This window comes from Saccharibacillus kuerlensis DSM 22868, from assembly GCF_000378145.1.
Taxonomy (GTDB): domain Bacteria; phylum Bacillota; class Bacilli; order Paenibacillales; family Paenibacillaceae; genus Saccharibacillus; species Saccharibacillus kuerlensis.
Window position 1 is genome coordinate 1 of sequence record NZ_KB899284.1, and the last position, 22,211, is coordinate 22,211.

Annotated in this window: 18 protein-coding genes; 10 read left to right on the forward strand and 8 right to left on the reverse strand. The window is 49.3% G+C overall.

Annotated features, from left to right (window positions below):
• Positions 1–356: 356 nt before the first annotated feature.
• The 8 genes from F456_RS0110210 to dnaA all read right to left on the reverse strand — a co-directional run bounded on the left by F456_RS0110210 (position 357) and on the right by dnaA (position 11,205).
• Positions 357–1,448: an HD-GYP domain-containing protein gene (locus tag F456_RS0110210; protein ID WP_018976928.1), complete on the reverse strand. Its 1,092-nt coding sequence runs from the start codon at positions 1,446–1,448 to the stop codon at positions 357–359.
• 296 nt (positions 1,449–1,744) lie between these two features.
• Complete coding sequence (gene gyrA / locus F456_RS0110215; RefSeq protein WP_018976929.1) at positions 1,745–4,294, reverse strand: DNA gyrase subunit A; 2,550 nt, start codon at positions 4,292–4,294, stop codon at positions 1,745–1,747.
• A gap of 352 nt (positions 4,295–4,646) precedes the next feature.
• Entirely contained in the window at positions 4,647–6,563 is a 1,917-nt protein-coding gene (gene gyrB, locus F456_RS0110220) for a DNA topoisomerase (ATP-hydrolyzing) subunit B (protein WP_026293797.1), read from the reverse strand.
• Positions 6,564–6,710: 147 nt separating this feature from the next.
• Positions 6,711–6,962: an extracellular matrix regulator RemB gene (gene remB / locus F456_RS0110225; protein ID WP_018976931.1), complete on the reverse strand. Its 252-nt coding sequence runs from the start codon at positions 6,960–6,962 to the stop codon at positions 6,711–6,713.
• Positions 6,963–6,998: 36 nt separating this feature from the next.
• Positions 6,999–8,108, reverse strand: a complete 1,110-nt coding sequence (gene recF / locus F456_RS0110230; RefSeq protein ID WP_018976932.1) for a DNA replication/repair protein RecF — start codon at positions 8,106–8,108, stop codon at positions 6,999–7,001.
• A gap of 154 nt (positions 8,109–8,262) precedes the next feature.
• A complete protein-coding gene (yaaA, locus tag F456_RS0110235) occupies positions 8,263–8,481 on the reverse strand; it encodes a S4 domain-containing protein YaaA (RefSeq protein ID WP_018976933.1) in 219 nt (72 codons plus the stop codon).
• Between the two features lie 69 nt (positions 8,482–8,550).
• A complete protein-coding gene (dnaN, locus tag F456_RS0110240) occupies positions 8,551–9,693 on the reverse strand; it encodes a DNA polymerase III subunit beta (RefSeq protein ID WP_018976934.1) in 1,143 nt (380 codons plus the stop codon).
• 156 nt (positions 9,694–9,849) lie between these two features.
• On the reverse strand, positions 9,850–11,205 hold the full coding sequence (gene dnaA / locus F456_RS0110245) for a chromosomal replication initiator protein DnaA (protein ID WP_018976935.1): 1,356 nt from the start codon (positions 11,203–11,205) through the stop codon (positions 9,850–9,852).
• Between the two features lie 1,106 nt (positions 11,206–12,311).
• Between dnaA and rpmH the strand changes: the two genes are divergently transcribed.
• The 10 genes from rpmH (at position 12,312) to F456_RS0110295 (ending at position 22,091) form a co-directional block, all read left to right on the forward strand.
• The gene (gene rpmH, locus F456_RS0110250; RefSeq protein WP_018976936.1) at positions 12,312–12,446 is read left to right on the forward strand and encodes a 50S ribosomal protein L34; all 135 of its coding nucleotides are present in this window, start codon (positions 12,312–12,314) and stop codon (positions 12,444–12,446) included.
• Positions 12,447–12,517: 71 nt separating this feature from the next.
• Positions 12,518–12,868: a ribonuclease P protein component gene (rnpA, locus tag F456_RS0110255; RefSeq protein WP_018976937.1), complete on the forward strand. Its 351-nt coding sequence runs from the start codon at positions 12,518–12,520 to the stop codon at positions 12,866–12,868.
• Positions 12,869–13,009: 141 nt separating this feature from the next.
• Positions 13,010–13,900 (forward strand): YidC/Oxa1 family membrane protein insertase, encoded by an 891-nt coding sequence (locus tag F456_RS0110260; RefSeq protein ID WP_026293798.1) that lies wholly within the window; start codon positions 13,010–13,012, stop codon positions 13,898–13,900.
• A 74-nt stretch (positions 13,901–13,974) separates the two neighbouring features.
• Positions 13,975–14,865 carry an RNA-binding cell elongation regulator Jag/EloR gene (jag, locus tag F456_RS0110265; protein ID WP_018976939.1) on the forward strand — a complete coding sequence of 297 codons (891 nt, stop codon included), beginning with the start codon at positions 13,975–13,977 and terminating at the stop codon, positions 14,863–14,865.
• A 199-nt stretch (positions 14,866–15,064) separates the two neighbouring features.
• Positions 15,065–16,441: a tRNA uridine-5-carboxymethylaminomethyl(34) synthesis GTPase MnmE gene (gene mnmE / locus F456_RS0110270; RefSeq protein WP_018976940.1), complete on the forward strand. Its 1,377-nt coding sequence runs from the start codon at positions 15,065–15,067 to the stop codon at positions 16,439–16,441.
• Positions 16,442–16,598: 157 nt separating this feature from the next.
• The gene (mnmG, locus tag F456_RS0110275; RefSeq protein WP_018976941.1) at positions 16,599–18,485 is read left to right on the forward strand and encodes a tRNA uridine-5-carboxymethylaminomethyl(34) synthesis enzyme MnmG; all 1,887 of its coding nucleotides are present in this window, start codon (positions 16,599–16,601) and stop codon (positions 18,483–18,485) included.
• A 2-nt stretch (positions 18,486–18,487) separates the two neighbouring features.
• Entirely contained in the window at positions 18,488–19,210 is a 723-nt protein-coding gene (rsmG, locus tag F456_RS0110280; protein WP_018976942.1) for a 16S rRNA (guanine(527)-N(7))-methyltransferase RsmG, read from the forward strand.
• A gap of 419 nt (positions 19,211–19,629) precedes the next feature.
• Entirely contained in the window at positions 19,630–20,448 is an 819-nt protein-coding gene (gene noc, locus F456_RS0110285; protein WP_026293799.1) for a nucleoid occlusion protein, read from the forward strand.
• Between the two features lie 34 nt (positions 20,449–20,482).
• On the forward strand, positions 20,483–21,244 hold the full coding sequence (locus F456_RS0110290) for a ParA family protein (RefSeq protein ID WP_018976944.1): 762 nt from the start codon (positions 20,483–20,485) through the stop codon (positions 21,242–21,244).
• Positions 21,237–22,091 (forward strand): ParB/RepB/Spo0J family partition protein, encoded by an 855-nt coding sequence (locus tag F456_RS0110295; RefSeq protein ID WP_018976945.1) that lies wholly within the window; start codon positions 21,237–21,239, stop codon positions 22,089–22,091. The genes F456_RS0110290 and F456_RS0110295 overlap by 8 nt, the downstream gene beginning before the upstream one ends.
• The last annotated feature ends 120 nt before the right edge of the window (positions 22,092–22,211 follow it).

Below are 22,211 nucleotides of genomic sequence, written 5' to 3' on the forward strand. Positions count from 1 at the left end.
CGCCGGTCAACCATTGTCTCGCAGCAGCAACTCTTATATATTAGCATGTTCGTTTTCGTTTTGCAAGTCTTTTTTAAAATCTTTTTTCAGCTTCTTACGAAGCGTCTATTCCGATTCCATTCTGTACCTGCTCACTTGTCGAACCGCTCAGGCGCTCTCTCAAGGCCGTTCCTAGAATATATCATGCTGCCAGTTAAATAGCAAGCATTATTTGACGATATATCGATATAAAATGCATTTTATAGATCTTAAGCTTTAAAAACCTACTGTTTATGCCTTTTTCCTTCATATAAAGAAGAAGAGATCTTGAGGGCAGCCCCAGATCTCTTCTTATATAATCGATTGTTTGTTTATTTCTATAATACTTCCATGATGAAAAGTTGGCGTTCTTGTATCAGATTTACGATTTCACCGTTAACCGACACCATAGGCCTTGTAGGCTGATTGGCATCCGCATATACAATCTCTCCGACTTTACGGTTATTAAGCTTAACCCGGGTACCCAGTGCCAACTGCGTCGTATGCTTGATCAGTGTACGTACAATTGCCGGGTCAAGTTTACCGAACGAATCCTGCTCCAGCTGTTCCAATACGAGATACGGTGATGTTGCCCCGCGATAACGGCGATTTAACGTCATCGCATGGAAGATATCTGCTACAGCTACAATTTTCGAATAAATGTGCAGCTGTTCGCCTGTCAGTTTGAACGGGTATCCACTGCCGTCAATACGTTCATGATGCTGCAGGGCAGCGAGCAGAACCCCTTCTTGCAAAGCCGTAGCATTTTTTAAAATTTGGTAGCCATAAGTAGTATGATTATTCATTTCAATTTTTTCTTCTGGTCCCAACTCTTCAGGCTTGTGAAGAATGTTTGGTGAAACTTTAACTTTGCCGATATCATGCAGCAGACCGGCTAGTGCAACCTGAATCCAGTTCTTCTGCGGGATATCCATCCAGCGAGCCAGCATATACGAGGTGAGCGCACACAGTACAGCATGATGATACATATAATCGTGCTTATCCGGCATTCGCGGTGTAAACCCTAGAATACGGTAACCTTGAATTTGGTCGATCAGCTTCTCCAGCTGTGCACGCCATTTAAAAACAGGAACCTCCATCGCTAAGACAGACGGGAAACTGGTTTTGATCAATGCGACCAGCTGCTCGTATTCCGAAATGAAGTTACGCTCTCTTTGACTGACGGACAATTTAGCGGCGTCACCGGCTTGGAGTGCATTTTCATTTTCACTTTGTTCTGAATCTGTTTTTTCTTTTGGTTTTCTCTCTGACTGGAGTTCTACCGAATCGATCATAAAAGCCCGCAAAATTTCTAAATCACGAGGAAACAACACTTTGCCTTTTTGAAAAAGTAAATTCCCTTTATCCGTATAAACGTTGGCCGCAATCTTTTTTCCTGCCTCAAGTTCATTCACGGGTATACTCACCATGGCATATACCTCCTTGTATTGCAGTCGGTCGAGTTCCTTAAAGCGGTTATTCTGCCGGACACGGGCTTCGTCGCACGACTAAGCATAAGGTGTTAATTCCGTTGGAATGTCCGTTTAGTTATTTCGCGTCCCGCTTGCTTATAACTTAAATTATAGGCTGTGATACCAAGAGCAACAATACCAAAAATATCCGAAATCGGACTTTTGCTCATTATTTTATCAAAAAGGGGTTTTTTTATAAAAAAAAGGGAGATCCCTCGGGACCTCCCTTTCACTGTTTCATTGCCGACTTCCTCTTACTCTGCTGCTTCCGGATCGGTATCCAGCATATCCAGCATCGCTTTAGCTTCAACATCAGCTACTACTGTACTTGCATTTTCCTCGGACAATTCGCCTTCAGCCAATTCATCCTCATCGGATTCCTCGCTCTTATCGATCCGGCAGACCGTTGCGACCGATTCATCCTCGCGAATATTGATCAATTTAACGCCTTGAGCATAACGCCCCATCGAAGAGATTCCATCCATGCTCGTACGGATCAATGTGCCGCTTGTCGTGATGATCATCAAGTCCTCTTCGGTTTTGACAACTTTCAAGCTGGCAACCGGACCATTCTTCTCCGTGACATTGATCGTTTTGATTCCTTTACCGCCGCGAGTCTGAATACGGTATTCCGCAATCGGCGTACGCTTGCCGTAGCCATTGCTCGTTACGATCAAGACTTCACGGTCCGGCTTGACGACATCCATGCCGATGACCGCATCTTCGCCTTCCAGCGAGATCCCTTTGACCCCTGTAGCACCGCGGCCCATCGAGCGCACATTGCTTTCTTTGAAGCGGATCGAAAGACCAGAAGCCGTACCCATAATGATCTCCTGCTCACCATCCGTCAGCTTGGCACCGATCAGCGCATCGTCTTCACGCAGCGTAATCGCGATTAGACCGCCTCTGCGGATATTTCCATAGTCGGTCAGCGGAGTTTTCTTCACGATTCCTCGGCATGTTGCGAAGAACAGGAAGCGGTCTTTCTTGAACTCTTGAACCGGAATAACAGCATTGATCGACTCTCCCTGTTCAATCTGAATCAGGTTGATGATCGGCGTTCCCCGTGCAGTACGGCTGAGTTCCGGAATTTCGTAAGCCTTAATCCGGTAAACTTTACCCCGATCTGTAAAGAACAGCAGATGATTATGGGAATTGGTAGCAAAAAGATGCTCGACAAAGTCTTCTTCTTTTGTTCCCATGCCCATTACCCCGCGCCCGCCGCGTTTCTGGCTGCGGTATGTGGTAGCCGGAAGACGCTTGATGTAACCGGTATGTGAAATGGTGATAACCACTTCTTCCTGAGGAATCAAGTCTTCGTCCAGAATGCTGTCTTCACCGATCGTGATCTCAGTGCGGCGCTTATCCGCAAAACGCTCTTTGATCTCGTTCAGTTCATCGCTGATGATCTGTACAAGCAGACTTTCGTCTGCCAAAATAGCCCGGAATTCGCTAATCCGCTCCAGCAGCTCGTTATATTCGCCTTCAATCTTCTCGCGTTCCAGTCCGGTCAGACGCTGCAAACGCATATCGAGAATAGCCTGCGTCTGTTCTTGACTCAGCGAGTAACGCTCGGTCAGCTGTTCGCGTGCAGCGTCGGCTGTCTGCGAAGCCCGGATCAGCGCAATGACTTCATCCAGGTGATCCAACGCAATACGCAGACCTTCGAGAATGTGAGCACGCGCTTCTGCTTTTTTCAGATCGAACTCGGTACGACGGCGTACAACCACTTTCTGGTGCTCCAGGTAGTGATACAGCACGTCGCGAAGATTAAGGATTTTAGGTTCATTGTTGACGATTGCCAGCATGTTGACGCCAAACGTCGACTGCATAGCGGTATGACGGTACAAGTTGTTGAGTACAACGCTAGGATTCACGTCCCGACGCAATTCTACAACAATACGCATACCATTCCGGTCGGACTCGTCGCGCAGGTCGGTAATACCGTCGATTCGTTTCTCGCGTACCAATTCGGCGATCTTTTCGACCAGGCGGGCTTTGTTGACCTGATACGGAATCTCGGTAACAATAATTTTCGCTTTGTTGCCATGCTCTTCAATCTCTGCCTTGGCACGCATAGTAACCGAACCGCGTCCTGTCTGATACGCTTGACGAATGCCCGAACGTCCAAGAATAAATCCGGAAGTCGGGAAGTCGGGTCCCTGAATGTACTCCATCAGGTCAAGCGGGGTCAGATCCGGGTTCTGAATCAGTGCCTGCACACCGTCAATGACCTCACCAAGATTGTGCGGCGGGATATTGGTCGCCATGCCGACTGCGATACCCGATACGCCGTTAACGAGCAAGTTCGGATAACGTGCCGGCAGTACGATCGGTTCATGTTCTTCACCGTCGTAGTTCGGTTGGAAGTCGATCGTTTCTTTGTTGATATCGCGCAGCATTTCCATCGCGATCTTCGACAGTCGCGCTTCTGTGTAACGCATAGCCGCTGCGCCGTCGCCGTCTACAGAACCGAAGTTGCCGTGTCCGTTAACGAGCATATAACGCATGGAGAAGTCCTGCGCCATCCGTACCATCGTCTCATATACGGCAGAGTCACCGTGCGGGTGATACTTACCGATAACTTCGCCGACGATTCTCGCCGACTTTTTAAAAGGCTTATCCGGCGACATGCCGAGTTCGGACATTGCATAGAGAATCCGTCTGTGAACAGGCTTCAGCCCGTCTCTGACGTCCGGCAGCGCGCGGCTGACGATGATACTCATTGCATAATCCATAAAGGACTCGCTCATTTCTTTGCCGATGTCCCGATCTATGACTTGCGATCTTTGTTCTTCCGCCATGACTGCCTCCTTCTATTTGGATACATCTTCAACCAACTTGTTCCGAAAACGGATCGCGGTTTGAACATGCCCCGTTGGTGCCTGCATAATCACGTTGGTTACTGCTCTTTAAGCTGCTGTTGTATTTAAGAACAAGCCTTTAAAATCACCTTGCAAACGCCCAGAATATGAGGCTTCCACATCCTTATTATTATACCATTAATCCGGCCGGATGTCCGTATTTTATACCGGAAAAGCAAGGATAAAATGACGTTTCTTTTGCGTTTTCATGCATTTTTCATATAAAAAAGAAGAGGCGCCCTCTGTCGGCCGCCTCTCCTTCGCCCCTTTCCGAACGAGGGGAAATCCGTTGTTAAATATCCAGGTTTTTAACGTAACGGGCATGCTCTTGGATGAAATCGCGCCGTGGTTCGACATTGTCGCCCATCAGCGTATCGAAGAGAGTATCCGCCAACATCGCATCGCCGATCGATACCTGCATCATCGTACGGCTTTCGGGATCCATCGTCGTCTCCCACAGCTGTGTAGCGTTCATCTCGCCCAGACCTTTATAGCGCTGTACGTTAACTTTGGCGCCCGGACCGAAGCCCGCGATGATTTCATCCCGCTCGGCTTCGCTGTTCGCGTAAACAACCGTTTTGTTGCGTTCGATCTTGAACAGCGGTGGCTGTGCGATGTACACATAGCCGGCGTCAATGATCTGGCGCATGTATCGGTAAAAGAACGTCAGCAGCAGGGTACGAATGTGTGCACCATCGACATCGGCGTCAGTCATAATGACGACTTTGTGATAACGGGCTTTCGAGATATCGAAGTCTTCGCCGATTCCTGTACCGATCGCTGTAATCATCGCACGGATTTCCGCGTTCGACAGAATGCGGTCCAAACGCGCCTTCTCGACATTGAGGATCTTACCCCGAATCGGCAGGATCGCTTGGAAATGCCGATCACGTCCCTGCTTGGCCGAGCCGCCGGCGGAATCGCCTTCGACGATATACACTTCGCTGATCGACGCGTCCTTGGACGAACAGTCAGCCAGTTTACCCGGCAGGGCACTAACTTCAAGCACACCTTTGCGCCGTGTCAGTTCGCGGGCTTTGCGTGCCGCTTCGCGGGCTCTTGAGGCCTGGAGTGCCTTGTCGAGAATGCGCCGCGCAGCAGCCGGGTTCTCGTTCATGAAGTCCATCAGCTTCTCGGAGAAGAGAGACTCAACGATACCCCGAACTTCGCTGTTGCCCAGTTTGGTCTTGGTCTGTCCTTCGAACTGAGGCTCCGGGATCTTGACGGAAATGATCGCCGTCAGTCCTTCACGCACATCGTCGCCGGTCAAGTTGCCGGTGGTGTCTTTGATTACGCCCGCTTTACGCGCGTAATCGTTGATAATCCGAGTCAAGGCGCTTTTGAAGCCGGATTCGTGCGTGCCGCCTTCATGCGTATGAATATTGTTGGCGAACGAATAGATGTTTTCGGTATAGCTGTCGTTATATTGAATCGCGATCTCGACTGCAATCATGTCGCGCGAACCTTCGACGTAGATCGGATGCTCTTGGATCACGCCTTTGTTCTGATTCAGAAACTCCACATATTCGCTGATCCCGCCCTCGTAGTGGAACGACGCACTTTCATTCGTCCGCTCGTCGAGCAGAGAAATCATAATGCCTTTGTTCAGGAACGCAAGTTCGCGGATTCTTGTCAGCAGCGTCGTGTAATTGAATACGGTCGTCTCGGTGAAAATCTGAGGATCAGGCTGGAATGTTGTCGTTGTGCCCGTATCTTCTTCCTCCGTCTCACCGATTACACGCAGGTCATACTGCGGCGCGCCGTAACGATATTCCTGTTCGTAAATTTTGCCGTCGCGTTTAACCTGCACAACGACTTTCTCCGACAAGGCATTAACAACAGAAACGCCTACGCCGTGCAGACCGCCAGATACTTTGTATCCGCCACCGCCGAATTTACCGCCGGCATGCAGAACCGTCATAACGACTTCGAGCGCCGGGCGCTTCAGCTTCGGATGCTCGCCGACCGGAATTCCCCGGCCATTGTCAATAACAGTAATGCTGTTATTTTCGTGCATGATAACCTGAATATGATCACAATAGCCGGCAAGCGCTTCGTCGATACTGTTATCCACGACTTCCCATACAAGATGATGAAGCCCTCTTTCGCTCGTTGAACCGATATACATACCCGGACGCTTGCGCACGGCTTCCAGTCCTTCAAGGACCTGTATCTGACTGGCATCATATGATTGTTGATCCATTGACATACCTCGTTCACCTACTCCTGTAGTTTGTGAAATGTTGAGAAAAGAATACGAAACGCCCGCTCCCGCAGCAGTTCCAGTCTGCGATGGAAAGGGCGGCACATGGACAAATTCAAAAAAATAGATGATTGATGACCGAAATAATCCCAATCAAAGACCCGCGCTGAACGACTTGGAACGTTTCTTCAGCGTAGCGGATGAAATAGGCGAATAGTATACGACCGACTTGGTAACAACGATCGATTTGGCTTCTTCTTCGCCGATCGTTTCCACCTGTTTGTTTTCTATGGCGGCATTAACGAACTGCTTGGAAATCCGCGACGCTTTTTCGATCGAGATATCAAAGATGCCAATTAGCTCCGTAGAACGGATGATTTTTTCGCCACCAAGATGAATATACATAAGAACCCGTAACCTCCTTGGGATGGGAGAACGTATCTAGGATTCGACATGTCCTTCGCTGACCTGATAAATATGAGCCCCCTGCAGCTTCTCCGCATGAATCGTTTCGATCCCTGTCGCAGTAATAAAGGTCTGCACCCGACTCTGGAATGTCTCGATCAGCTGTGTCTGCCGATACGGATCAAGCTCGGACAATACGTCATCGAGCAGGAGAATCGGATATTCGCCGATTTCTTCGTGTATGAGTTCGATCTCTGCCAACTTTAGGGAAAGCGCCGTTGTGCGCTGTTGGCCCTGCGATCCAAAATTGTGCACTTCTTTTTCGTTGATGAAAAAGCTCAGGTCGTCCCGGTGAGGACCGGCAAGCGTCGTTCCCCGGCGGATTTCCTGATCACGCACTTGTGATAATTTTATCATAAATTGATCCAATAAAACAGCTTCATCTTCTTCTTCGACTTCGCCAAATGAAGGAACATAGCGCAGCAGAAGCTCCTCTTTTCCGCCAGTTATCCCCTTGTGGATATCCTGCGCCCAAATTTGAAGCTTGCGAATAAATCGCTTGCGTCTGCGTACGATGTTCGCTCCGTGTTCAGCAAGCTGTTCGTTCCAGATTTCCATCAGAACCGGATCCGGCGTTTTGCCGTATGACTGCTTGAGCATATTGTTGCGCTGCACAAGCACTTTCTGATACTGCTGCAGGTGGAAAAGGTAACTTGGCTGTACCTGTCCGATTTCCATGTCGAGAAAACGGCGGCGGATGCCAGGGGTTCCTTTGACAATTTCGAGATCTTCCGGCGCAAACATCACCACATTCAGCGTCCCGATGAAATCGCTCAGCTTACGCTGTTCCAGCCCATTAATCTTTGCTTTTTTCCCTTTGGGAGAAAGCGACAATTCCAAATGCACGTTTCCGTACTTTTTTTCCACATGACAGCCTGCATAGGCACTATCCTCGCCGAAAGAGATCAGCTCGCGGTCTTTGGCCGTGCGATGCGACTTGGTCAGCGCCAGCACGAACAGAGACTCCACAAGATTCGTTTTGCCTTGGGCATTGCGGCCGATCATCAGGTTCACGCTGCCGAAGTTTTCCAGTTTCAGTTCGCCATAGTTGCGGTAATTCTTGAGTGCGATGTCTCTAACTTGCACGTGATTTCGATGCCTCCTGTGCGCCCGCCGCAAAATGAAGACGAGGCCGCATTTGCTTCTACGCAAAGCCGCCCCGTCTGTGTAAGTGAGTAACCCGCTTCTGCGGGTGCTGTATGCTTGCTTGTCATTGCCGCCGCGGCTTACGGAAAAAGCTTTAGTCTTCCCGGACCACCTTGAAGGTTCCCTCGCCGTCCACTTCGACCGTGTCCCCGGGATACAGCTTACGTCCCCGACGCTCTTCGTTTTCTCCGTTGACCTGCACGAGACCTTCGGCAATCAGCATTTTGGCGCTGCCCCCAGTGGAGATACAGTTCGCCAGCTTCAGAAACGTGTCAAGCTTAATATATTCCGTGCGGATTGATACTTCATTCATCATTTTGCCCTCCTTTCGTCCTTGTGTCAAAAAAAGAATTGAAATAGGGCGCTGTATGGCGTCTTCGCCTTAGTTCGTCGTCCGGTAAGGGAGAATGATATACAGGCTGTTGCTGTCATCGGTCGGTTCGATAATGATCGGGCTCATCACGCCTGTGAAACGGATGATTAACTGCTCGCTTTCGATCACTTTCAGTACATCAAGCATGTATTTGGAGTTGAACGACAGACGCAGCTGCTCGCCTTCGAACTCCGCCAATTCGATCTCTTCTTTTACGCGTCCAAGTTCTGTCGAACTCGACGAGATCTCGATGCCGCCGCCTTCGATCGTCTGCATACGCACGATATTCGTTTTTTCTTCACGCGACAGCAAATAGGCCCGGTCGATCGACTCGCTCAGCTTTTTTGTATCAAGCAGCAGTCTCGTTTTGTGACTGGATGGAATAATTTTGGACGTATCCGGATACAAGCCGTCCAGAATACGCGAATAGAACAGCACCCGGTCTACTTTGAACAGCACTTGGTTGTCGGCAACGACGATATCGACAAGTGTGTTTTGATCCGGAATAATTTTGCTAAGCTCGCTAAGTGTCTTACCGGAAATGACAACATTGTTGAATTCAAGATCTTCCGTGCCTTCCAGTCGAACGGTACGTGTTGCCAGGCGATGCCGGTCGGTCGCTACGAATTTGAGCTGTCCTTCTTTCAAACTCCACATCACACCGGTCAGAATCGGAGTCGTCTCTTGTGTAGAGATCGAGAAGCCGGTTTGACGAATCATATGCCGCAGCAGATCGCCGGGTACGGACAGAATGCGGTTTTCTTCGATGCTCGGCAGAACCGGGAACTCTTCCGGATCCAGGCCTACCAGTTGGATGTCCGTTGCGCCCGCACGGATAAACGTCTGGAATCCGCTGCCCACTTCCATCTCAATCTCCGCAGTCGGCAGCTTTTTGATAATTTCCACAAAGAACTTGGCCGGGAGCACAACGCTGCCGACTTTCTCTACCGTCACTACCATTTTGTTGCCTTCCTCAGCAGGAATAAACGATTGGATCGAAATATCCGTATCGCTGGCAGTCAAAGTAACTCCGTGGTAGGCGACATCGAATTTAATGCCTCCAAGGATTGGAATTGTTGTACGGCTGGAAATAGCTTTGGATACATGTTGAATGGCGTCGCTGAGGTGGGATTTGGAAATGCTGATCTTCATCTCGTCACTCCTGTATAGATAATATATTCTTTAAGATCTTTATAGTAAAAGTAGTAGGGGCCCTGAATATGTGGATAACATTGAAAAAAGGGCGAAAAACATAATAAACGAAGCCTATCCACATGTGTATAAGGTGTGCATAGGCTTTTCGTTTATTCAGGAAGGATTTTTGATTTTCTCCGTCAGGTTGTGGACAACTTTTGACAACTCCTGATCGACTTTGAGCGATTGGGAGATTTTCTCGTGCGCATGAATGACAGTCGTGTGATCGCGTCCACCGAATGCTTCGCCGATCTTCGGCAGAGAGTAGTCGGTCAGTTCACGGGACAGATACATGGCAACTTGACGCGGGAAAGCAATGGCTTTGGTACGTTTCCTCGCTTTGAAATCTTCCATTTTGAGATTATAGTACTCGCCGACCCGCTGCTGAATATCCTGGATGGTAATGATTCGCGGCCGGCTGGAAGGAATGATATCTTTGAGCGCTTCGGCAGCGAGATGCGCCGTTACGTCCTGATTGGTCAGCGAAGAATACGCAACAACACGAATCAGCGCTCCTTCCAATTCCCTGATGTTAGTGTCGATCTGATTAGCGATGTACATCATGGCTTCATTCGGCACATCCAGGTTTTCCGCTTTGGCTTTTTTGCGCAGGATCGCAATCCGCGTCTCCAGATCCGGCGGTTGAATATCGGTAATCAATCCCCACTCGAACCGTGAGCGCAGTCGTTCTTCAAGCGTTGGAATTTCTTTTGGAGGACGGTCGCTGGAGATGATAATCTGCTTACTCTCCTCATGCAGCGCGTTAAACGTATGGAAAAATTCCTCCTGAGTCGATTCCTTGCCTGCGATGAATTGAATGTCGTCGATCAGCAGAATATCGATGTTCCGATACTTGTTCCGGAAGCTTTCGCCGCGGTTGTCGCGGATCGAATTGATGAACTCGTTCGTGAACTTCTCTGAAGAGATGTACACGACGCGGCTGTTCGGATTGTGCTGCAAAATGTAATGTCCGATTGCATGCATCAAATGTGTTTTTCCAAGTCCTACTCCCCCGTACAGAAAAAGTGGGTTGTAGGCTTTTGCCGGCGCCTCGGCGACGGCAAGCGATGCGGCATGGGCGAAGCGGTTGCCGGATCCGATGACGAATGTGTCAAATGTGTACTTCGGATTCAGCATATTTGTGTTCGCTTCGACGCTGACCTGTACCGGCGTAGGTGCCGGTGCAGAAGGTTTTTGTTGAAGTTCTTCCTCGCGGCCGGGTTCCTCGATAACGAATTTGACTGTGACGCTGCGTCCCAGCACGTCAAAAGCCACCTGCGCCACAAGCTTGGTATACCGGCTTTCCAGCCACTCCACGGCAAATGTTGTCGGTGCCGATACGGTCAGCGCGCGCTGAGTAAGCTGAATGGCCTGAGTTGCCTTGAACCAGGTATCAAAACTGGGTTTGCTCAGCTTTGTTTGAATAATAGATAGAATTTGCTGCCACAATTGAGCGGTATGGCTGTCCACAAACTGTCACTCCTTTGAAATCATACGTGTGGCTTAAGCCGGAGCATCCGCCAAAAGTTTTCGGAAATGCGGCGTGTCTTCAAGTTGATGTGTCGTCCGAATAAATCGGATACGACCCTCTGTTTCACTGCCGCAGCACTTAGCCGGAAGCCAAAAAGTAAGAGGATATCGCAGAGGCGACGAGTTTTGAAGGCACGACCTAGGGAAAAGCCGAGAGGGATTTATCCCCATTATCAATAATTATGGGAACAAAAAAAGAAGGATAAATTGAACTTGTTCACAACGTTATCCACAGACTGTTGATAATATAGAGGCTAAAGCCGAATATTCACACCGAAAAGTAATCTAATCATAGCAAAAGAAGCCAGTCATTTCAACGGGGGACGTTATTTTATCCACAAATCCAATAACTTGTGCATAAAACATATCCACACCACTAGATATTGTTTATAACGTGTTCAGAAACGACCTGTTAATAAAATATGTACCGAAAAATATACACAGGCCAAAAGGCAATATGGTGGAAAACTCGATTACGCAAAAACGTGCTTTTAAACATTGGTTGGTATAGAGCTGGTGTTTCCGTATTGTGGATAACTTTTGGGGCAGCGTGAAGAGAGCTAAAAGCTTCAAATCGAAAATCGGTTCGGAAAATGGAGAAAGAGGTGGCTGAAGGGGAAGTGAAGATGGGAGTGTACTGAAAAAGAATAGGTAGAAGCCAAGGAGGAGAAGAGGATCGCTGCGGAAAATCAGGGAAGAGAAAGGGGAAGCAAAAGAAATGACCACTAATGGGGTTCCGAGTTCAAAAACAATGAATCTCAGACTGAAAGATCGAAGAGAGCGGTGCAGTTTCCAGCAGTTTGAGAGATGAAGTTTCCGGGAAAGCAGCAGCTGCAAAATTTGGGTTTCCTTATATACGGGTATTTTCGTCTGATTTTTTAATAAAAAAAGAGGGAGGGATCACATGAAGTTTACTTGACTTTACTGGAAACGCATGATTAAATGATATAAGGCATGTTCTGCGAGAAGAAGAACGAATGTGTGTAATTATATTGGTTTAGCGATTTTGCAAAACCTGTACTACCGGTATAAGGAGGTGCTATTGAATGGGTCCTACTTTCAAACCAAACACCAGAAAGCGTAAAAAGGTGCACGGGTTCCGTAAAAGAATGAGCACGAAAAACGGCCGCAAGGTGCTGGCTGCTCGTCGTCTCAAAGGCAGAAAAGTGCTGAGCGCGTAAGCTTAGGCACATGAGCGAAGACCACCTGAGGTGGTCTTTTTTTTTCTTAAACAAAGGGGACGCGAGAAAAGGTGCAAAAAAAGCTACGATTACGAAACCGCGCCGAGTTTACCCGCGTATATCGTCACGGCAAGTCTTTTGCGAACCGGCAGTTGGTCCTTTACTGGTTCCATAAACGCGACGTCGAACAGTTTCGCATGGGCGTATCGGTCAGCAAAAAAGTGGGAAATGCGGTCGTTCGGAATAGAATGCGCCGCCTTATGAAAGAAATTGTCCGGCATCATGCCGGTGAGATTGTCGATCATGTCGATCTCGTGTTTATCGTCCGTAAGGGCGCGCTCGACCTGGAGTACAAGGAGCTGGAGAAGAGCGTGCTTCACGTGCTTCGCAAATCCTCGCTGCTCAAGCGCAGAGGCCGTTAGACAGCCGCATCGGGGGATATGCCAATGAAGCGCTTTTTTTGCGTTTCAAATGGTGAGTTAATTATGGTATGATTTTCACAACTGCAAACGGTTTGCCTTACGGGAGTGCAGGAACATGTAGGTTAAGAGAGGGGTTATCAAGTGTCTCATTTGTTTAAACGCAGGGGCAAGTGGCTGTTGGTTATGGCTGCCGTCCTGCTCATTACCGTTCTTGCAGGCTGTGCGCCGACCGATACGGTTCTGCAAACGACGGAAGACTTGAAGAATAGCGGCAGCTTCTGGAGAAGCAATGTCGTATATTGGTTCTCGCTGGCGCTCGATACATTTGCTCAGTGGTTCGGCGGCGAGTACGGACTCGCGGTTCTGCTGCTCGTGCTGATCGTACGGACATTGATCCTTCCACTGACAATCAAGTCAGTCAAAAGTTCCAAGGCCATGCAGGCGATTCAGCCGGAAATGCAGAAGCTGAAAGAACAATATAAGGATGATCCGCAGCGTATGCAGCAAGAACAGATGCGTCTGTTCCAAGAGAACAAGGTTAATCCGGCCGCAGGCTGTCTGCCGCTGATTATTCAAATGCCAATCTTTATCGCGCTGTATAATGCCATCATCTATAACAGCGACCTGGCACAGCATTCCTTCCTATGGATGCAGCTGGGTAAACCGGACATTCCGCTGACGCTGTTTGCAGCAGCAACGACGTTCCTGCAGACTTGGTTGATGATGCGTCAGAACCCGACTCAGCAGCAGGGACCGATGCAGTTCATGCTGTTTGTATATCCGGTGCTGATCTTCTTCATGGGTTATCAGTTCCCATCTGCCCTCCCGCTGTACTGGGCAATGAGTAACGTGTATACAATTGTGCAGAACTTCTTCTTGTACCGCAATAATGATCCAAAAGCCGCAGCTGCCGTTATCGCGCAGCAGGGTGGAGCAAAGCCAGCAGACAAAAATGGCGCTTCCGGCGGTGTAAGTCTGTCGAAGGGCGCAGGCCCGGTTGCCAGCCGCAAAAAGAAAAAGAAAAAACGTTAATATCTATTATAGAAATAGCTGAAAAATGAGCGTGTGCAAAAGACGAAGCGTGAACACAAGGGGGCGCGGATTCGATGACGAGCAAAGTGACGGCTGTGGGAAAAACGGTGGATGAAGCCATATCACAAGGACTGGCGCAGCTTGGCGTAACGAGAGATCGTGTCGAAGTCAACGTGCTGGAACATCCTTCAAAAGGGTTTCTCGGTCTGTTCGGCGGCCGAAAGGCCAAAATCGAACTCACATTAATCCGCTCCGGCCGCGTTTTGCAGGAATCGGCTTCGTCGGTTTCTGAAGCGAAGGTGTCGACAGAGCCGGTAGCAATTCCAGAGCCTGGAGAATTCGAAAATCAGCCGCCGCGAAGGGAAAGTCCAAACCCGGCGGCGCCCGATCCATCTTCACCGAATCCGGTGGAGGAGGACGAGAATCTGCCTCGGCGCCAACGGCCTAACCCGGCGGCTCCTGCTCCAATGGGAACAGAGTCTGCGGAAATCGAGACTTTGTCCTCGAGCGCACGTGCGGAAGAACGGTATCGTGAAGCTGCCGCTTTTATTCGTGACGTTGCAGAGGCTATGGGACTCGAGGTCGTAGTCGATGTACGCAGGACCCGGGACGGCGGATTGCTCGATATCTCGGGACCAGAGCTCGGCATGCTGATTGGACGCCGCGGCCAGACACTGGACGCGCTGCAGCTGCTTGCCAGCGTTGTAGCAAATCAGGGGTCGGATAAGTTTGTACGGCTAACACTGGATGCGGAGAACTTCCGCCGCCGCCGAGCGAAGACATTGGAGGAATTGGCAGATCGGCTCGCCGAGCGTGTCATCCGTACACGCAAGGAAGTCGTGCTGGAGCCGATGCCTCCACAGGAACGGAAAGTCATTCATGCCCGTCTGCAGAGTCACCCTAAAGTCGAAACGGGAAGCCGGGGCGAAGAACCGAACCGGCGCGTCGTAATCACGCTCAAATAAGCCGAAAGCTCCCGGCAGGCGAGCGCCCTCTTTGCCTATTTGGCGAAGAGGGCCTCTGCCGTTTATGGAGCTGTTCATTGGACACAGAATTGAATGGAAAGAAACGGGCAAGAGCGGATAAATCGGCTTGGGCTGCCCGTTTCTTCTTGTATATATAAGGCATATAAACGGATATGCTCAGAAAGCGAGGAAGAATCCGATGATTAGCGATACGATTGCGGCCATTTCTACGGCCGTGGGGGAAGGCGGCATCGCCGTCATCCGTGTAAGCGGACCGGAAGCGGTAAGCGAAGTAAGCCGCTTGTTCCGAAGCGGCACACCGCTAAGCGAGGCGGCTACCCATACGGTACATTATGGATTTATCGTCGACCCTGACACAAAAGAGAAGCTTGAAGAGGTTCTGGTTACGCTAATGCTTGCACCGCGGTCATTTACGACTGAAGACATCGTTGAGATCAGTGCACACGGCGGTGTCGTCTCGGTACGGCGCATTATGGAGCTGCTGCTGAAGCAGCGAATTCGTCTGGCCGAGCCTGGCGAATTCACAAAGCGTGCTTTTCTAAATGGTCGAATCGATCTGTCCCAGGCAGAAGGCGTCATCGACTTGATCCGTTCCAAATCGGATCGGGCGTTCTCTGTTGCGTTCAAGCAGGTTGAAGGCGATCTGTCCCGGCGTATTGATCAGCTGAGACAGACACTGATCGAAACGCTGGCGCATATCGAAGTTAATATCGATTATCCCGAGCATGACGTCGAATCGCTGACTTCTCTGTTTATTCAAGAAAAATGTGGAGCGGTGCTGGAAGAAGTCGAACGCCTGCTCAAAACATCGAACCAGGGTAAGATTTTGCGGGAAGGCATTACGACAGCTATTGTCGGTCGTCCGAATGTCGGCAAGTCCTCGCTGCTTAACGCTTTGTCCGGTCAGAATCGGGCGATCGTAACCGATATTCCGGGCACAACCCGTGATGTGATCGAAGAGTTCATTACAATCAATAATATCCCACTCAAACTGCTCGATACGGCAGGTATTCGCGAGACGCTCGATGTTGTTGAACAAATCGGAGTGGAGCGTTCCCGAACCGCGCTTAACGAAGCGGATTTGATTCTGCTTGTATTGAACAACGGCGAACAATTGGATGATGAAGAGCGGCGATTGATGGAACAGATCCAAGGTAGACAATCGATCGTCATTATGAATAAAATGGACCTGCCTCAAAAACTCGAAATAGAAAAAGTGCGTGAGTTCTACAAAGACGAGCTTATTGTGCCGATGACCGTTAAAGAGGGAGAAGGCGTTGATCGGCTTGAAGCCGCAATCTCTTCTTTGTTCTTCGAAGGCAAGCTTGAAAGTGCCGATCTGACTTATGTCTCGAATGTGCGTCACATCGCACTGCTGCATCAGGCTAAGCGCTCGCTGAATGATGCGGTCGAAGCGGCACAGATGATGGTTCCGATCGATATGATTCAAATTGATGTGCGTCTGGCTTGGGAACAGCTTGGCGAAATTGTCGGCGATACTGCTCAAGATTCGCTGATCGACCAGATTTTCTCGCAGTTCTGTCTCGGGAAATAAATCTTGGCAGTGAGCTGAATATTTTCAAAGCGAAATGTCTGTTGGAATGAAAGGCGAATCCATTGGTTTACCTTCATATTCGCCTTATATAGATGAAAGAACTTTCAGATATTAAAACGAAGCAAGTGAACGAACCACCTCAAGGAGGAAAACATCAATGACATATACAGGCGGAGAATTTGACGTTATCGTCGTCGGAGCAGGACATGCCGGCGTCGAATCGGCGCTCGCAGCGGCTCGAATGGGCTGCAAGACGCTGATGGTTACAATCAATCTCGACATGGTCGCATTCATGCCGTGCAATCCTTCGATCGGCGGACCGGCCAAAGGACATGTGGTACGCGAGATCGATGCACTCGGCGGCGAAATGGGACGTAATATCGATAAGACCTTTATCCAGATGCGGATGCTGAATACCGGCAAAGGCCCGGCTGTTCATGCACTGCGCGCACAGGCGGACAAATTCTCTTATCAGCAAACGATGAAAGAAACGATGGAAAAGGAACCAAATCTGACGATGCGTCAGGGAATGGTTGAAGAGCTGATCGTGGAAGATGGCAAATGCGTAGGCGTCCTCACCAAGACAGGAACGCGTTATATGGCCAAATCGATCGTGCTGACGACAGGGACTTACCTGCGCGGCAAAATCATTATGGGCGAGCTAATGTATGAGAGCGGACCAAACAACCAGCAGCCTTCTGTCCGGTTGTCGGAACATCTTCGCGAACTGGGCTTCAATCTGGTGCGTTTCAAGACCGGAACCCCTCCCCGCGTTCATAAGGATACGATCGACTTTTCGAAAACGGAGATCCAGCCGGGTGACGATAAGCCAAAATTCTTTTCTTATGAAACCAAAGGTTCGAGCAACGAGCAGCTCCCTTGCTGGCTGACCTACACATCGCCTGAAACGCATCAAATTATTAACGACAATTTGCATCGCGCTCCAATGTTCTCCGGATTGATCGAAGGAACAGGACCGCGCTACTGTCCGTCTATCGAGGACAAAGTAGTACGCTTCAGCGACAAATCGAAGCACCAGATCTTCCTTGAACCGGAAGGCAAAAATACAGCCGAGTATTATGTGCAGGGTCTGTCGACCAGTCTGCCGGAAGATGTACAGCTGCGTATGCTGCGTACGATTGCCGGTATGGAAAAGGTAGAGATCATGCGTAACGGCTATGCAATCGAGTACGATGCAATGGTACCGACGCAGCTGTGGCCGACACTTGAAACGAAGCTTCTTCCAGGTCTATTTACAGCCGGACAGATCAACGGAACCTCCGGTTATGAAGAAGCTGCAGGTCAAGGCATCATGGCAGGCATCAATGCTGCACGTAAAGCGCAGGGTCGTGAACCGGTCGTACTGGATCGTTCGCAGGGATATATTGGTGTACTAATCGACGACCTTGTAACCAAAGGAACGAATGAACCTTACCGTCTGCTGACTTCGCGTGCCGAATATCGTCTGCTGCTTCGTCATGATAATGCAGATCTGCGTTTGACTCCGATTGGACATGAGATTGGGCTGATTTCCGAAGAACGGTACACCGTTTTCCTTGATAAAAAGGCTAAAGTGGAAGCGGAGATCGAACGTCTGCGCAAAGCTAAAGTTCATCCGGATCAAGTAAACCCAATGCTTCAGCGCCTTGAATCAGCAGTTATCAGTAACGGTTCCGATCTGCTTACTATACTGCGTCGTCCGGAGGTCACCTATTCGGATATCGAGAATATTATTCCGACGGATATTCAATTGGACGAAGAAATGAAAGAACAAGTCGAGATTCAGGTGAAGTATGCCGGATACATCGAGAAGCAGCAAGCACACGTGGAACGACTGAAAAAGATGGAGCGAAAGAAACTTCCGGAAGACCTCGTATATGATGAAGTACGCGGCCTTGCTATGGAAGCCAAACAAAAGCTGTCGTCTATTCGACCATTGTCGATCGGACAAGCTTCACGAATCTCGGGCGTAACGCCTGCGGATATTTCGATTTTGCTCGTTTACCTGGAACAGTTTAACCGGGTAGCGGCAGCACGGGGGTAAGTATGGACGAAATTCAACAGCGTTTTACAGACCGATTAAAGGGACAGGGTATTGAACTGGACGAGCAGCAGCTTGAACAGTTCGAGACCTATTACCGTCTGTTGGTCGAGTGGAACGAGAAAATGAACCTGACCGGGATTACCGAACGGGAACAGGTATATGAGAAACATTTCTACGATTCACTGACGCTGGCTTTTTATGTGGATATGAAAAAAGTGAAAAGCTTGGCCGATATCGGCTCGGGCGCTGGGTTCCCCGGTGTACCGCTTAAAATTGCATTTCCGCATTTGAAGCTGTGCATTATCGACTCGCTCAACAAACGGATCAACTTCCTTAAAGCCGTCTCGGAAGGAATCGGATTGAAAAACGCCGAATTCCTGCACGGTCGTGCCGAAGAGTGGGGACACAAACGGGGTTACCGGGATTCCTTCGATCTGGTAACGGCTCGTGCAGTAGCGCGTCTTGCCGTACTGAATGAATTTTGTCTGCCGTTCGTGAAGCCGGAAGGAATCTTCGCAGCCATGAAAGGGACAGACCCGGCTGAAGAAATCGGAGAATCTCAGAAAAGTCTGCGCGAACTGCGCGGAGAGATCACCGACGTAGAAGCTTTCCGTCTGCCGTTCGATGATTCCGAGCGTCATATTATTCGTGTGATCAAAACAGGAATTACGCCTTATAAATACCCACGCAACCCTGGACTTCCGCTTAAGAAGCCGTTGATCTAATCAATCTGTTTCACGTGGAACAGATTCCTACACTTAAATGGGAGTAGCAAAATGTGCCGCCTTCGGGCGGCTTTTTTCTTATCAAATTCTTCAAAACAGACAATTGAAGAAGGCGATTTCAGGATAGGATTCACCGGGGAAAAGTGATAAACTGGAATTGTCTGCCCGTCATTTTTTTAATATCCCGGGCATATGCGCAAATGCTGCAATTAAGAAAGAGACACAGTGCCAACGGCTGTAAGTACAGGCTTGGCAGGCGGTCATTACAGGCGGAAATAACGGCTGCCGGAAATGCGGGGGGAACGCATTGCTGCCGGAATTCCGCCCTGTCGTAAACGCCATGCAAAGTCGGGAGTTGAAATTTCTTGAGAAGGACGGCGCGGTTTGCCGCCTTACCGGAATAGGTGGTCATGTTCGGAATGAAAGAGCAATTTTCCAAGTTATTTGGTCTGACAGAGCGTTCAGGCGGAGATGAGATCAAACAAATTCCTGTTGACGAGGTAGTTGGCAGTCCCTATCAGCCGAGAACCATTTTCGACGAAGAGAAAATTGAAGAGCTGTGCCAGACGATTCGTACGCATGGTGTCATACAGCCAATTGTTGTTCGTCTGAGAGGCGGACGTTACGAAATCATTGCCGGTGAACGGCGCTGGCGTGCAGTCCGAAAGCTGGGACTGACGACCGTACCGGCAATCGTACGCGAGTTCAACGATTCTCAAGCAGCTTCAATTGCCTTAATCGAGAATCTGCAGCGTGAAGGACTAACGGCGATCGAGGAAGCTGCCGCTTATGAAAAGCTGCTTGAGATGCATAAGCTGACCCAGGAAAGTCTTGCTCAGCGGCTCGGCAAAAGCCAGTCTACGATCGCCAATAAGCTGCGGCTGCTTCAGCTTCCAGAAGAAGTGAAGCAGACGCTGATGAAGCGGGAAATTACGGAACGTCATGCTCGTGCACTGCTGTCACTGGGCAGCGAAGAACTGCAGCTCAAGGTGCTAAAAGAGATCGTTGAGAAAGAGCTGAATGTTAAACAGACGGAAGCAAGAGTCGCTTTTTATAAGGAAGCCGTTCAAGCCAAGAAATCCAAGCGCGTCTCGTATACGAAGGACGTCCGGCTGGCATTGAACACGATCCGCCAATCTATCGATATGGTGTCAGGATCGGGTATGGATATCCAGACGACGGAAGCCGACCAGGGGGATCACTATGAAATTGTGATTCGGATTCCGAAGAAGTCCTGACGGGCTAAACCAATGCCAACTGAGGTGAATCCGATTGTCCAAAATTATTGCAATCGCCAACCAGAAAGGCGGAGTCGGTAAGACGACGACATCCGTTAACCTGAGCGCCGGTCTGGCTAAGCTGGGCAAGCGTGTGCTGTTGATCGATATCGACCCGCAGGGCAACACAACGAGCGGTGTCGGAATCAATAAGGCTGATGTGGAAAATTGCATTTACGACATCTTGATCAACGAAGTTCATCCGCGAGAAGCGATTGTACCGACACATATTGAAGGGTTGGATGTTATTCCTGCCACGATTCAGCTGGCTGGCGCAGAGATTGAGCTGGTCCCAGTCGTTTCGCGAGAGCTTCGCTTGAAGAAGAACATTCACCTGATCAAAAAAGACTACGATTACATCCTCATCGATTGTCCGCCCTCCCTGGGTATTCTGACAATCAATTCGCTGACGGCAGCCGATTCTGTCATTATCCCGATTCAGTGCGAATACTATGCCCTTGAAGGCTTGAGCCAGCTGTTGAACACGGTTCGTCTTGTGCAAAAGCATCTCAACACAGAGCTTCAAATCGAAGGCGTACTGCTGACTATGCTGGATGCACGGACCAATCTCGGCATTCAAGTTATCGAAGAAGTGAAAAAGTATTTTCAAGATAAAGTGTACAGTACGATCATTCCGCGCAATGTGCGCCTGAGCGAAGCGCCTTCGCACGGCCAGACGATTATGACGTACGATCCCCGTTCCAAGGGAGCGGAAGTGTATATGGAGCTGGCAAAGGAAGTGATCACTTATGAATAAAAAGTCGGGCAAGGGGCTCGGAAAAGGACTTGATGCGCTTTTTCCGTCTCTGGAAGTCGGCGAAAACGACAAGGTAATCGAGATTCCGTTAAATCAGCTGCGGGCCAATCCTTATCAACCGCGTCAGACATTTGACGAAGAAGGACTTCGTGAGCTGGCCGAGTCGATTCGCCAACATGGCGTGATTCAGCCGATCATCGTCCGCAGTGTATTGAAAGGTTATGAGATTATTGCCGGTGAGCGTCGAACCCGTGCATCGAAGTTGGCTGACAAAGTCAATATCCCGGCTGTTGTTCGGGATTTTACCGATCAGCAGGTGATGGAAATTGCCCTGATCGAAAATGTGCAGCGGGAGAATCTAAATGCGATGGAAATCGCGGTTGCTTATCAATCGCTGATGGATGAATTCAAAATGACCCAGGAGGACCTTTCCTTAAAAGTCGGGAAATCGCGTTCGCATATTGCCAATTTCCTGAGGCTGCTGACCCTGCCAGATGAAGTGAAAGAACATGTTTCACGTGGAACGCTGTCTATGGGACATGCTAAAGCAATCGTGGGATTAAGAAATCCCGATCTGCAGATCCAATTGGCGGAGAAAGCGATTCGCGAAGGATGGAGTGTCAGGGAACTTGAAGAAGCAGCGCAGGAAGCTGGCACAAAATCTCGCAGCAAAACCAAAAACAAAGTCAAAAAACGGGATCCGTACATTGAGCATGTCGAAGAATCGCTGCGTGAACATTTCAAAACTACCGTCAAGATCAAGCCTGGCAGCAAAGAGAAAGGCAAGATCGAATTGAACTATTATAACCAACAAGATCTCCAGCGTCTCCTTGACCTTCTTCAGTGAGCGTCGAAAGTGTTCAAGTAATTATGGACACTTTCGCAGCAGCATTTCAATGTCTGGACCGCCGTTTTACAGTTTATTCGAAAAATTTCTTCATTATATATGCACAAAATAAATGTCCTG

Bases quoted from the DNA above. Each gene is read 5' to 3' on its own strand.
- dnaN (WP_018976934.1), bottom strand. From the start codon at position 9,693: ATGAAGATCAGCATTTCCAAATCCCACCTCAGCGACGCCATTCAACAT.
- rsmG (WP_018976942.1), top strand. From the start codon at position 18,488: ATGGACGAAATTCAACAGCGTTTTACAGACCGATTAAAGGGACAGGGT.
- F456_RS0110210 (WP_018976928.1), bottom strand. From the start codon at position 1,448: ATGGTGAGTATACCCGTGAATGAACTTGAGGCAGGAAAAAAGATTGCG.
- mnmE (WP_018976940.1), top strand. From the start codon at position 15,065: ATGATTAGCGATACGATTGCGGCCATTTCTACGGCCGTGGGGGAAGGC.
- noc (WP_026293799.1), top strand. From the start codon at position 19,630: ATGAAAGAGCAATTTTCCAAGTTATTTGGTCTGACAGAGCGTTCAGGC.
- rpmH (WP_018976936.1), top strand. From the start codon at position 12,312: ATGGGTCCTACTTTCAAACCAAACACCAGAAAGCGTAAAAAGGTGCAC.
- remB (WP_018976931.1), bottom strand. From the start codon at position 6,962: ATGTATATTCATCTTGGTGGCGAAAAAATCATCCGTTCTACGGAGCTA.
- gyrA (WP_018976929.1), bottom strand. From the start codon at position 4,294: ATGGCGGAAGAACAAAGATCGCAAGTCATAGATCGGGACATCGGCAAA.
- mnmG (WP_018976941.1), top strand. From the start codon at position 16,599: ATGACATATACAGGCGGAGAATTTGACGTTATCGTCGTCGGAGCAGGA.
- F456_RS0110295 (WP_018976945.1), top strand. From the start codon at position 21,237: ATGAATAAAAAGTCGGGCAAGGGGCTCGGAAAAGGACTTGATGCGCTT.
- yaaA (WP_018976933.1), bottom strand. From the start codon at position 8,481: ATGAATGAAGTATCAATCCGCACGGAATATATTAAGCTTGACACGTTT.
- gyrB (WP_026293797.1), bottom strand. From the start codon at position 6,563: ATGTCAATGGATCAACAATCATATGATGCCAGTCAGATACAGGTCCTT.
- jag (WP_018976939.1), top strand. From the start codon at position 13,975: ATGACGAGCAAAGTGACGGCTGTGGGAAAAACGGTGGATGAAGCCATA.